This window comes from Streptomyces diacarni (assembly GCF_003323715.1).
GTDB lineage: Bacteria > Actinomycetota > Actinomycetes > Streptomycetales > Streptomycetaceae > Streptomyces > Streptomyces diacarni.
This window is the reverse complement of the sequence record NZ_QOIN01000036.1, coordinates 96,362-108,297: the sequence shown is the minus strand read 5'-3', so window position 1 is coordinate 108,297 and position 11,936 is coordinate 96,362. Positions and strand designations below refer to the sequence as shown.

The window sequence follows — 11,936 nt, the reverse complement described above, 5'->3', positions numbered from 1 at the left end:
GTGGTACAGAAAGCGTCCGAACACTTCGATACGGCACCTCGCGGTCCGGAGACCCCGCAGCCGAGCAGGCCGTCCCCCGGTTCCCTCATCCTCACCTTCTACGGCGCCTACGGGCGCGAGCTGAACGAGTCGGGAACGGTACCCGTCGCCACTCTCATCCGGGTGTTGCAGACCGTGGGCGTGGACGCGCCCTCGGTGCGCTCGGCCGTATCCCGCCTCAAACGGCGCGGCCTGCTGACCGCCGACCGGCCCGGCAGCAAGTCCGCCGGATACCGGCCCTCCCCGGCCGCCACGCAGCTCCTCGCCGACGGCGACCGGCGCATCCACACCCGCCCCGATCCTGACGGCTCCTGGCTGCTGGCGGTCTTCTCCGTGCCGGAGAGCGAACGCGACAGGCGGCACGTGCTGCGCTCCCGGCTGGCCAGGCTGGGCTTCGGCAACGCCGCCCCCGGCGTCTGGATCGCCCCCTCCCACCTGGAGGAGGAGACCCGCCACGCCCTCGACCGCCTCGGCCTCGCGCCCTACGTCGACCTGTTCAGGGGGGAGCACGCCGGGTTCACGCCGACCGCGCGCTCCGTGGCCCGCTGGTGGGACCTGGAGGGGCTCGCCGAGCGTCACCGGGCGTTCCTCACCGTCCACGAGCCGGTGCTCAGGCGCTGGTCGCGGCGGATCCACACGCCCGCGCAGGCCGCCTACCGCGACTACCTTCCCGCCCTGGACGCCTGGCGGCGCCTCCCGTACGCGGACCCGGGACTGCCGCAGGACCTGCTGCCGAAGCGGTGGCCCGGTGAGCGCGCCGCGAAGGTGTTCTTCGCCCTGCACGCCGCGCTGCGGGACGCCGGCCTCGCGTACGTACGGGAGGCCTACGCCGGCGCCCCCGACCGCTGAGCCGCCGGATAAGGAGGCGCTCGGGCGCGGACCGCACGCGACGAGCAGCGGCACCCGGGCGCCGGAGCAAGATCCCGGGACGCTCCCCTACCGGCGACGCCGGCCGTCGCCGTGTCGCTGCCCTGGGCGCTCGGCGGGCGGTTCGTTCTCGTCCTTGGGGGGCTCGTCCCACCAGCGGTCGTCGGGCTCCCTGCGGTTGCCGACGATCGCGGCGACGGGCGGGATGACCATGGCGACCACGCACATCCCGATCGCCGCGGGCACCGACCAGAGCCGCACGAAGGCCCAGGCGCTGACGAACAGCACCAGGCAGACCGCCATCAGCGCGAAGTAGCGCCGCCGCCTTCGTGCGTACATGTCTCCACGGTACGGCGGGCTCGGCCGTCCGTCAGGCGGGGACGTGCGCGGGCCCGGACCGGGGCCGGGGCGCCGGAGGCGTCGTTCACAGCGCGAGGCGGGGCTTGGGTGCGTCGGTGCGGCCCGTCGGGGGACGGCGGCTGCCCGCACGGTACGGCTCGGGCCAGGGCGCCCCCGGCCCGGTGTAGCCCTGCTCGGCCGCCGCGTGCAGCGTCCAGTGGGGGTCGTACAGGTGCGGCCTGGCCAGTGCGCACAGGTCGGCGCGGCCCGCCAGGACGAGCGAGTTGACGTCGTCCCACGAGGAGACGGCGCCGACGGCGATGACGGGGACGCCCAGCGCGTTGCGGATGCGGTCGGCGTACGGGGTCTGGTAGGAGCGGCCGAAGTCGGGGCGTTCGTGGGCGACGACCTGCCCGGTGGACACGTCGACGGCGTCCGCGCCGTGCTCGGCGAAGGCGGCGGCGATGCGGACCGCGTCGTCGCCCGTGGTGCCGCCCTCGGCCCAGTCGGTCGCGGAGATCCGCACCGTCATGGGACGGTCGGCGGGCCAGGCCTCGCGTACCGCGTCGAACACCTCCAGGGGGTAGCGCAGTCTGGCGGCCAGTGCGCCGCCGTAGGCATCGGTGCGCCGGTTGGTCAGCGGGGAGAGGAACCCGGACAGCAGGTAGCCGTGCGCGCAGTGCAGCTCCAGCAGGTCGAACCCCGCCCGTGCGGCACGGCCCGCCGCCGCGGCGAACTGGTCGCGCACCGCTGCCAGCTGCACCGGTGTGAGCGCCTGCGGGACCTGGCTGACACCCGGACGGTAGGGCAGCGGAGAGGGTGCGACCAGCGGCCAGTTGCCCTCGGGCAGCGGCTCGTCGATCCCTTCCCACATCAGTTTCGTGGAGCCCTTGCGGCCCGCGTGGCCGAGCTGGACGCCGATGGCGGCCGTCGACGACCTGGCGTGCACGAACGCGGTGACACGGCGCCAGGCGTCCTCCTGCGCGTCGTTCCACAGCCCCGCGCACCCGGGGGTGATGCGCCCGCGCGCCGAGACGCACACCATCTCCGTCATGACCAGTCCGGCCCCGCCCAGCGCCCGCGCGCCCAGGTGGACGAGGTGGAAGTCGCCGGGCACACCGCCCTGGGAGCTGTACATGTCCATCGGGGAGACGACGACGCGGTTGCGCAGGGTCAGCCCGCGCAACCTGAAGGGCGTGAACATCGGTGGCGTGCCCTCGGGTACGCCCGCCTCGCGTTCGGCCGCCGCGACGAAGGCGGCGTCGCGCAGCCGCAGGTTGTCGTGGGTGACCCGGCGGCTGCGCGTGAGCAGGTTGAAGGCGAACCTGTACGGCGGCTGCCCGGTGTACTCGGCCAGTTCCTCGAACCAGGTCAGGCTCGCCCGCGCCGCCCGCTGCGTGGACCGCACGACCGGTTGCCGCTCGGCCTCGTACGCGGCCAGCGCCGCCGGCAGGTCGGGCTGCTCGCGCAGGCAGGCGGCGAGCGCCAACGCGTCCTCCACCGCGAGCTTGGTGCCCGAGCCGATGGAGAAGTGCGCGGTGTGCGCCGCGTCACCGAGCAGCACGATGTGGCCGCCCGCGGCGCTGTGGTGCCACCAGTGCGCGTTGACGACGGTACGGAAGGCGGTCCACTGCGAGTTGTTGCCGCGCAGCGGCCGTCCGCCCAGGGTCTCGGGGAAGAGCCGCGCGCAGGCGGCGGCCGAGGCGTGCTCGTCCAGCGCGTCGAACCCGGCGGCCCGCCACACCTCCTCCCGGGCCTCGACGACGGCCGTGGAGGCGTCCCCCGCGTAGGGGTAGGCGTGCAGCTGCACCACCCCGTGCTCCGTCTCGGCGCTCTCGAAGCGGAACGCGTCGAGAGCGAAGTCGGCGGCCAGCCATATGTAGCGGCAGCGGTGGGGGGTGACCGTGGGCCCGAACACGTCGGCGTGCGCGGTGCGGGTGGCGCTGTGCACGCCGTCGGCGGCGACGACGAGGTCGCAGGAGCGTGCCAGCTCGGCGGCCGGTGGCGCCTCGGTGGAGAAGCACAGCCCGACCCCCAGCTCGCGGCACCGCTCGTGCAGCACGGACAGCAGGGTGCGGCGGCCCAGCGCGGCGAATCCGTGCCCCCCGGAGCTGAGGACGCGGCCGCGGTGGGCGACCTCGATGGCGTCCCAGCGCACCATGTGGGCGCGCAGCGTGGCGAACACGTCAGGGTCGGCGTTCTCGATGCCCCCGACGGTCTCGTCGGACAGGACGACGCCGAAACCGTACGTGTCCTGCGGCGCGCCCCGCTCGTAGACGGTGACCTCCCGCTCCGGGTCGAGGCGCTTGAGCAGCAGCGCCGCGTAGAGCCCGCCGGGCCCGCCGCCGATGACGGCGACCCGGAGGCCCCCGGCCCCGGCCGGCTGGGCGGCCCGCGCGGCCACCGGCGGACCGCCGTCCCCACCAGGCGGGCGGTTCACCGCCCCCGCCAGACGGGCGGCCGCTTCGCGGTGAAGGCGGCGTGGAACTCCTGGTAGTCCTCACCGTGCATCAGCAGTGCCTGGGTGGCGGCGTCCAGTTCGACCGCGCCGGCGAGCGGAAGGTCGAGTTCGGCGGTGAGCAGCGCCTTGGTCTGCGCATGGGCCAGTGCCGGGCCGTCCGCCAGACGCCGGGCGAGCTCCCCCGCGGCCCGCTGGGTTTCGCCCTCGTCCACCACCTGGCTCAGCAGTCCGATGCGCTCGGCCTCCGGCGCCCGCACGGGCTCGCCCAGCATCAGGATCCGCGTCGCATGCCCGAGGCCGACGACGCGGGGCAGCAGATAGGCGGCGCCCATGTCGCCGCCGGAGAGGCCGACCTTGGTGAACAGGAAGGCGAACCGCGCGCTCGGGTCGGCGACCCGGAAGTCGGCGGCGAGCGCCAGCACGGCGCCCGCGCCCGCGGCAACACCGTGCACGGCGGCCACCACGGGGAACGGCGCCTCCCGGATCGCCCGCACCACCTGCCCCGTCATCCGGTTGAAGTCCAGCAGCCTGGCGGTGTCCATACCGAGGGTGGCGCCGATGATCTCGTCCACGTCACCGCCCGAGCAGAAGCCTCGCCCCTCCCCCGCCAGCACGAGCGCCCGTGGACGCTCCCGGTGCGAGAGCTCCGCGAGCAGGTCGCGCAGGTCCGCGTATGCCTCGAACGTCAGGGCGTTCAGCTTCGCGGGCCGCGCCAGCGTGACGGTGGTGACCCCGTCCTCCTCGCGCACTTCCAGATGCCGCCAGCGGGCGGTGCGTTGAGCGGAACCGGTGAACGGGCTCATACGGGCCTCCGTCGCTCCGTCGGCGAACGCGCCCGGGTGGGCACCCGGGCCACCACGCGCCCGAAAGTATCACCTGTGCGTGACCATCGTCACGAGTGCGCGATAGACGCCGGCTGCCGGACGCCCCCGCGGACAGCGGGAGTTCACCGGATCGGGCGAAGCCCGCTGCGCGGGAACGGTTCGCCACGCGGCCGGCTGCGTACGGTCTGCCGTATGGCAACCACGGCACCGGAGCGCCGCACGGCGCCCACGGCGGCGGCACAGCGCGCCGGGCAGGACACACGAGCCGTGCCGGACACACGAGCCGTGCGGGCACCGGTGGTCACCGCGCTGCACCTGTCGGCGTTCCGGACCCTGCGCGCACGGACCGTTCCGCTGGAGCCGCTGACCGTGGTGACGGGCCCCGGCGGGAGCGGGAGGACCAGCGTGCTCCAGGGCTACGAGGCCCTGGCCCGGCTCGCGGCGGGAGCCGCGTTGGACGACGTCTTCACGGCCGGCCGCGGCGAGCCGTCCCCCTACGTACCGCAGGCCGCGCACCCGGACCGGCAGGGCCGGCGCGGCTTCCGGCTCGGTTGCGCCGTGGCGGGGCCCGCGGGGCCGTTGCGGTTCGACGTCGCGGTGCAGGCCGAACCGGAACTGCGCGTGGTCGGCGAGCGGTTGACCGACGCACACGGCACCACACTGCTGGCGACCGCCCTCCGGGACCCGGCACGGCGCGCGGTGGAGGCCACCTGCCGTGCGGCGGGAGCGGCCCGCGCGCTGCGCACACCCTTCCCCGACGACCGGCTGACCCTTCCCCTGCTGCCGCTGCGCATGGCGGGCACGACGGGGGCCGAACGGGCGCTGCTCCAGGCCGCCGAACAGGTCGTCGTCGCGCTGCGGTCGGCCTTCGGCTGCGCTCCGGTACCGGCGCGGATGCGGGACCCGGTCGCGGTGCGGGACGGAATGCTGCACGGTGACTGCGCCAACCTCGCCGACGTACTGCGCCGCACGCGCGCGGAGTGCGCCACCCGGCACGCCGCGCTCCTGGCTGCGGTGCGCGACGGCTGCACGGGCACGGTGGCCGAACTGCGCGCCGAGGAGTGCGGGGCCGGCCTGGTGCGGGCCGTACTGGACCGCGAGCACGCGGGCGCCGTCACACCAGTGGCATGGCTGGGCGACGGCGAACTGCGCTTCCTGGCCTTGGCACTGGTGCTGCTGACGGGCCCCGGCGTGCTGTCGGTGGACACGGTGGAGGAGGTGCCTGCCGCCCGGCGGGCGATGACGGTGCTGGCGGACGGCCTCGACGGCGGACTGGACGAGCGCCAGACGGCCGCGCTGCTGACGCTGGCGGAGCGGATGAGCGAGCGGGGCCACGTACGGCTGCTGGCGACGGGCACACAGGGCGGCCTCCTGGCACGGGAGGCCGCGCGGAGGGAGGACGTGTGCCTGGTAGACCTTGGAGCGTGAACGAGACGCACGACGGCACATACGGCACATACGGCAACGGGGATCGCGAGGGCGGGGCGCACGGTGACTCCGGCGCGCCCCGGAATGGCGGCGTACACGGAGGCGGGGGCTCACACGGAGAGCGCGGTGCGGGCGGAGAGCACGGTGTGTCCCCAGACGGTGGCGCACCCGCAGGGGTGGGGGGCCGCAGCGTGACCGGGCTCCAGCAGCGCCTGGCGCGGTTCGCGGCGGAACGGGACTGGGGGCAGTACCACACGCCGAAGAACCTGGCGGCCGCGCTGAGCGTCGAGGCGGCCGAACTGGTGGAGATCTTCCAGTGGTTGACCCCGGAGCAGTCAGCGCGCGTGATGGCCGAGAGCGCATCGGCCGCACGGGTGGAGGACGAGGTCGCCGATGTGCTCGCCTACCTCCTCCAGTTCTGCCACGTGGTGGGGGTCGATCCCCTCGCCGCACTGGAAGCGAAGATCGAGAGGAACGAAACGCGTTTCCCGAGGCCCGGAACCGGTCACTCTATGGAGTGACGGAATTATCCACACGAGCCTTTTTATCCACAAAAACCCGAAACCCCCTGGCGGAGCTGGCCATTGACAGTCACGCTGGGTAGCGACCAGTGAGGGGGAAGCAGATGGATGCTGTACGGCTCATCGCCGCCACACGGCAGGCGCTCGCGCTCAGCGCCGACGTCGCCCAGATCGTGACGGAAGCCTGGCAGGCCCAGGCCCTCGCCGTGGCGGTGGGCAGCCATCTCGCGGTCAGCGGTCCACCGGCGGTGCGGTCGGAGGCGCTGGGGCTGAGCGAGGTGGGCACCAGGGCCGGTGGCTCCAGACACCACACCGTCGCGCGCGCGGGCGGCGTCCGCGCGGCCCAGTTGTCGGCGATCGACGATCCCCGCCGCACCCTCGACGACCTGGGCGCCCTCCTCGGCGAGGCGGGGGTCGCGCTGGTGGGTGTCGCGGTCACCGCCGAGGACGAGGCGCTCTACTGGCAGTGCATGGAGGCCATCGACGCCGCCGACGAGTCCGGTGACCGCGTCACCGCCATCCTGCGCGCCCTGTCGATGCGCGAGCGCGGCAGCCTCGCGTAACGCCCGGCGGCGCGCAGGACCGGGGTGCGCCCCGGGTCGTACACGCGTGTGCGGCTGCGGTCGGCACGGTGACGGCGCGCGCGCACTACTGGCGCCGCCGCACCCGCGCCGGGGGCGGCTCCCCTCCCTCCCCCGCTTCCCCTCCTCCCTCTCCTTCCGCGGCGGCGAGTTCGTAACCCGCCTCGTCGACGGCGGCACGGACCTCGCCGAGGGCGAGAGCGCGGGTGCTGGTCACGGTGACGGCGTCACTCTCGACGTCGACCACCACGGCGGTCACCCCGGGAACGCCTCGCAGCTCCTCGGTGACGAAGCCGGCGCAGTGGCCGCAGGCCATGCCGAGCACGGTGTAGGTCCGCGTGGTCATGCGGTGTCCTTCTGCTCTCGCGGAAGGGTGCGCGTGAGCATGTGGGCGCTGCGCAGGCGCCCTTCGGGTGCGAACCGGCCGAAGAAGGAGACCTCGACCTCCAGGTTCCGTCCACGGTCGCGCACGTGGAGGGCGTAGCGGGCGGCGATCCGGTCGCCGTCCGCCAGTGCGTCGTGGACCTCCACCGTGAGCGAGGGCTTGTGCTTGCGGGTGGGCCTGGTGTGCGCGATGAGCTTGTCCCGGTCCATGCGGTGGCCGTCGGCGAACTGGACGACGTCCGGGGTGTGGTAGCGGTCGACGACGGTTTCGGCGTCCTCGTCGCCGTGTACGAGGTCGTGGTGGAACGCGGCGAAGAACGCGGCGAGGAAGCCGTGCGGATCGGCGCTGTCGAGCGGTCTCATGGGATCCCTTCTCCCGATCTCTTACAGCTTGTAAGATATGACGAGCCCTCGATTCTTGACAAGGTGTAAGAGATGACGCGTTCGCCGACCCCGCCCCGCCGTGCCGACGCCCGCCGCAGCCGGGCCGCGATCCTCGACGCAGCACTCGGGCTGCTCAACGAGCGTCCCGATGCGGGCATCGAAGCCGTCGGCCGGGCCGCGGGGGTGACCCGGCAGACCGTCTACGCCCACTTCCCCTCCCGCGAACGGCTGCTGGCCGGAGTGGTCGACCACCTCACCGAGCGGACCGTCGCCGCGATGGAGGAGACCGCCCCCGACGAAGGGCCGGCCGCGGAAGCGCTGCTACGGCTGCTCGACGCCGCCGAGCGGACCGCCGGGCACTACCCCGCGCTGGCGCGGCAGGCCGCCACCGTGCCCGCGAGCGCCGGAGAGGACCGCGCCCGGCACGCTCCCGTCGCCGACCTGCTGGGACGGGTCGTGCGGCGCGGGCAGGCGAGCGGGGAGTTCGACGGACACGCCTCGCCCGACTGGCTCGTCGCCGCCACGATCGCACTGGCCCACGCGTCGAGCGGCGAGGCGGACGCCGGACGGCTTACCGCCGAGGAGGCCCGCAGCACCCTGCGCACCAGCGTGCTGCGGCTGCTCGACGCGGAGGTCCAGGACGAGCAGGACGGGAAGGACGGGCAGGACGGGCAGTGCGACCAGGCGAAGAGCGGGGCCCGCCGGTGAGGGGGCGCGGCGGGTCGGCAGGTCCACCGGGCAAGATGGGGGCATGCGACTGCGAATCTTCACCGAGCCCCAGCAGGGGGCCGACTACGACACACTGCTGAAGGTCGCGAAGGCCACCGAGGACCTCGGCTTCGACGCCTTCTACCGCTCCGACCACTACCTGGCCATGGGGGACTCCGACGGTCTGCCCGGGCCCACGGACGCCTGGATCACCCTCGCGGGGCTCGCCCGGGAGACCAGCCGCATCCGGCTGGGCACGCTGATGACGGCGGGCACCTTCCGGCTGCCCGGCACGCTGGCGATCCAGGTCGCCCAGGTGGACGCCATGTCGCGGGGCCGGGTCGACTTCGGTCTCGGTTCCGGGTGGTACGAGGACGAGCACACCGCCTACGGCATCCCGTTCCCGAAGGAGAAGTTCGGCCGGCTGGAGGAGCAGCTGGCGATCATCACGGGACTGTGGGAGACCCCGGCCGGCGAGAAGTTCGACTACGACGGCACCTACTACCAGCTCAAGGACTCCCCCGCGCTGCCCAAGCCGTACCAGGAGCGGATCCCCGTGCTGGTCGGCGGCTTCGGCGCCAAGCGCACCCCGCGGCTGGCGGCGCGGTACGCGGACGAGTTCAACGTGCCGTTCGGCTCGCTGGCCGACAGTGAGCGGCAGTTCGAGCGGGTGCGGGCGGCGGCCCAGGAGCGCGGCCGCGACGCCTCCGAACTGGTGTACTCCAACGCGCTGGTCGCCTGCGTCGGCAAGGACGACGCCGAGGTCGCGCGCCGCGCCGCCGCCATCGGCCGCGACGTGGCCGAGTTGAAGGAGAACGGCCTGGCCGGCTCGCCCGAGGAGGTCATCGACAAGATCGGCCGCTTCGGCGAGCTGGGCAGCACCCGGATCTACCTGCAGATCCTCGACCTGAGCGACCTGGACCACCTGTCCCTGATCGCCGACCAGGTGCAGGCCAAGCTGGCATGACGCCCCGCCGCCCCCCGCTCGCCGAAGTCCTGCGCGCCGGCCCCGTCCTCCTCGACGGCGGGCTCTCCAACCAGCTGGCAGCCCAGGGCCACCAGCTGGACGACGACCTGTGGTCGGCCAGGCTGCTGGCCGAGGCGCCGCAGGAGATCGAGGCGGCGCACGCCGCCTACGTGCGGGCGGGGGCGCGGGTGCTGATCACCTCCGCCTACCAGGCGTCGTTCGAGGGCTTCGCCCGGCACGGGCGGACCGCGGAGGAGGCGCGGGCGCTCTTCGGACGCAGCGTGGAGCTGGCCCGCGCGGCGGCGGTGCGCACCACCGGCGAGGCGGTATGGGTCGCCGGGTCCGTCGGCCCGTACGGAGCGGTCCTCGCCGACGGGAGCGAGTACCGGGGCCGGTACGGGCTCGGCGTCGCCGATCTCGCGGCCTTCCACCGGCCGCGGATCGAGGCGCTGGTGGCCGGGGCGCCCGATGTGCTGGCCGCCGAGACGGTGCCCGACGCGGTCGAGGCCGAGGCCCTGCTGCGGGCGGCGGCCGGCTGCGGGGTGCCGGTGTGGCTGAGCTACACCGTGGCGGGCGGGCGTACGCGGGCGGGCCAGCCGCTGGAGGAGGCCTTCGCCGTCGCCGCGGGGAACGCGCAGGTGCTCGCGGTCGGCGTCAACTGCTGTGCGGCGCACGAGGTGGGGCAGGCGCTGGAGGCCGCGGCTCGCGCCTGCCCCGGAGTGCCGCTCGTCGCGTATCCCAACAGCGGTGAGGGCTGGGACGCCGGGCGGGCCGCGTGGACGGGCGCACCGTCGTTTGCGCCGTCCCTCGCCGCGGAGTGGGTGACGCTCGGAGCGCGGCTGGTCGGCGGGTGCTGCCGGGTGGGGCCGCGGGACATCGCCGAGGTCGGCGGCGTGCTCGACCGCGCTCGGGGCCGCGTGTCCGGTTCCTGAGCCCGGCCCGCTGCGGAGCCGGCGCGGACGCGTGCCGTGGGCCGGTCCGGCTTCGAGGCGGCTGCGGCGGCTGCGGCGGCTGCGGCGGCTGCGGCGGCTGCGGCGGCTGCGGCGGCTGCGGGGAATTCTCGCGTGCGCACGAGCACTCCGCCAGGATGAGCGCATGGGATTCCATGTCGACTCCGAGACCGGGCGGCTGCGCCGCGTCATCGTGCACCGCCCTGGCCTCGAACTGAAGAGGCTCACCCCCACGAACAAGGACGATCTCCTCTTCGACGACGTGCTGTGGGTGCGCCGCGCCCGCCAGGAGCACGACGCGTTCGTCGGCACGCTGCGTGAACGCGGCGTCGAGGTGCACCTCTTCGGCGACCTGCTCGCCGGGGCGATGGACGTGCCGGCGGCCCGCGCGCTGGTGCTGGACCGGGTCTTCGACGAACAGGAGTACGGGCCACTGGCCGCCGGTCACCTGCGGGGATCCTTCGACCGGATGCCGACGCCCGAGCTGACCGAGGCGCTGATCGGGGGCATGACCAAGCGGGAGTACCTGGAGCGCTACGCCGAGCCGACCTCGGTCCGCTTCCACGTCATGGAAGAGGACGACTTCCTGCTCGCTCCGCTGCCCAACCACATCTTCACCCGCGACTCGTCGGCATGGGTCTACGACGGGGTCTGCATCAACGCGATGCGGTGGCCGGCGCGGCAGCGGGAGACGGTCCACTTCGAGGCCGTCTACCGGCACCATCCGCTGTTCGCCGCCGCGGCAGCCGCCGAGGAGGACGGGTTCCACACCTGGGCGGGCGGCGCGTCGGGGCACCCCTCCCCCTCGACCATCGAGGGCGGCGACGTGCTCGTGCTGGGAAACGGCGCCGTGCTCGTCGGCATGAGCGAGCGGACCACTCCGCAGGCCGTCGAGACCCTGGCTCGCGGGCTGTTCGCGCGGGGCTCGGCCCGGTCCATCGTGGCGCTCGACATGCCCAAGCGGCGGGCGTTCATGCACCTGGACACGGTGATGACGATGGTCGACGGGGAGACCTTCACCCAGTACGAGGGGCTGGGCATGCTCCGTTCGTACACGATCGAGCCGGGGGTGCCGGGTCCCGCGGGCGGACCGGAGCTGAAGGTCACCGACCACCCGCCGGAGCACATGCACCGCGCGATCGCGGCCGCGCTCGGGCTGGAGCGGATCCGGGTGCTCACCCCGACGCAGGACGTGCGGGCGGCGGAGCGGGAGCAGTGGGACGACGGGTGCAACGTGCTGGCCCTGGAGCCCGGTGTCGTCCTGGCGTACGACCGGAACGTGACCACCAACACCCATCTGCGGCAGGAGGGGGTCGAGGTGGTGGAGATTCCCGGCGGCGAGCTGGGGCGTGGGCGCGGGGGGCCGCGCTGCATGAGCTGCCCGGTGGAGCGTGACGCGGTGTGAGCCTGCCTACCCCAGGGCAGGCCGCATAGGGATTCTACATACCGTATACAATTCCAGCGGCAGCAGTAGCGCGAACGA

Annotated in this window: 13 protein-coding genes; 8 read left to right on the top strand and 5 right to left on the bottom strand. The window is 74.0% G+C overall.

The features are described 5' to 3' along the window. On the top strand, nt 1-888 hold the full coding sequence (locus DTL70_RS09175; protein ID WP_114021369.1) for a PaaX family transcriptional regulator: 888 nt from the start codon (nt 1-3) through the stop codon (nt 886-888). 87 nt (nt 889-975) lie between these two features. Here DTL70_RS09175 and DTL70_RS09170 read toward each other — a convergent pair whose 3' ends face one another. The 3 genes from DTL70_RS09170 to DTL70_RS09160 form a co-directional block, all read right to left on the bottom strand. After that, a complete protein-coding gene (locus DTL70_RS09170) occupies nt 976-1,245 on the bottom strand; it encodes a DUF3099 domain-containing protein (protein ID WP_245979161.1) in 270 nt (89 codons plus the stop codon). Nucleotides 1,246-1,330: 85 nt separating this feature from the next. Beyond that, complete coding sequence (locus DTL70_RS09165) at nt 1,331-3,649, bottom strand: bifunctional salicylyl-CoA 5-hydroxylase/oxidoreductase (protein ID WP_114021368.1); 2,319 nt, start codon at nt 3,647-3,649, stop codon at nt 1,331-1,333. Nucleotides 3,650-3,681: 32 nt separating this feature from the next. Next, nucleotides 3,682-4,509: an enoyl-CoA hydratase family protein gene (locus DTL70_RS09160; RefSeq protein ID WP_114021367.1), complete on the bottom strand. Its 828-nt coding sequence runs from the start codon at nt 4,507-4,509 to the stop codon at nt 3,682-3,684. Between the two features lie 213 nt (nt 4,510-4,722). On the opposite strand from DTL70_RS09160, the gene DTL70_RS09155 reads away from it, so the two are divergent. The 3 genes from DTL70_RS09155 (at nt 4,723) to DTL70_RS09145 (ending at nt 7,042) form a co-directional block, all read left to right on the top strand. Next, nucleotides 4,723-5,958, top strand: a complete 1,236-nt coding sequence (locus tag DTL70_RS09155) for an AAA family ATPase (protein WP_245979159.1) — start codon at nt 4,723-4,725, stop codon at nt 5,956-5,958. 146 nt (nt 5,959-6,104) lie between these two features. After that, nucleotides 6,105-6,479, top strand: a complete 375-nt coding sequence (locus tag DTL70_RS09150) for a nucleotide pyrophosphohydrolase (protein ID WP_245979158.1) — start codon at nt 6,105-6,107, stop codon at nt 6,477-6,479. A gap of 104 nt (nt 6,480-6,583) precedes the next feature. After that, nucleotides 6,584-7,042 carry a DUF6099 family protein gene (locus DTL70_RS09145; RefSeq protein WP_114021366.1) on the top strand — a complete coding sequence of 153 codons (459 nt, stop codon included), beginning with the start codon at nt 6,584-6,586 and terminating at the stop codon, nt 7,040-7,042. A gap of 85 nt (nt 7,043-7,127) precedes the next feature. On the opposite strand, the gene DTL70_RS09140 is transcribed toward DTL70_RS09145, so the two are convergent. Beyond that, on the bottom strand, nt 7,128-7,406 hold the full coding sequence (locus DTL70_RS09140) for a heavy-metal-associated domain-containing protein (RefSeq protein ID WP_114021365.1): 279 nt from the start codon (nt 7,404-7,406) through the stop codon (nt 7,128-7,130). After that, nucleotides 7,403-7,807, bottom strand: a complete 405-nt coding sequence (locus tag DTL70_RS09135; RefSeq protein ID WP_114021364.1) for a nuclear transport factor 2 family protein — start codon at nt 7,805-7,807, stop codon at nt 7,403-7,405. Before DTL70_RS09135 ends, DTL70_RS09140 begins: the two co-directional genes overlap by 4 nt. 72 nt (nt 7,808-7,879) lie before the next feature. On the opposite strand from DTL70_RS09135, the gene DTL70_RS09130 reads away from it, so the two are divergent. From DTL70_RS09130 to DTL70_RS09110, 4 genes are all read left to right on the top strand, one after another. After that, a complete protein-coding gene (locus tag DTL70_RS09130; protein WP_114021363.1) occupies nt 7,880-8,536 on the top strand; it encodes a TetR/AcrR family transcriptional regulator in 657 nt (218 codons plus the stop codon). Nucleotides 8,537-8,579: 43 nt separating this feature from the next. Continuing rightward, nucleotides 8,580-9,503 carry an LLM class F420-dependent oxidoreductase gene (locus tag DTL70_RS09125; protein WP_114021362.1) on the top strand — a complete coding sequence of 308 codons (924 nt, stop codon included), beginning with the start codon at nt 8,580-8,582 and terminating at the stop codon, nt 9,501-9,503. Beyond that, nucleotides 9,500-10,435 (top strand): homocysteine S-methyltransferase, encoded by a 936-nt coding sequence (mmuM, locus tag DTL70_RS09120; RefSeq protein ID WP_114021361.1) that lies wholly within the window; start codon nt 9,500-9,502, stop codon nt 10,433-10,435. The genes DTL70_RS09125 and mmuM overlap by 4 nt, the downstream gene beginning before the upstream one ends. Nucleotides 10,436-10,598: 163 nt before the next feature. Next, a complete protein-coding gene (locus tag DTL70_RS09110; protein WP_114021360.1) occupies nt 10,599-11,858 on the top strand; it encodes an arginine deiminase in 1,260 nt (419 codons plus the stop codon). Nucleotides 11,859-11,936: the final 78 nt, after the last annotated feature.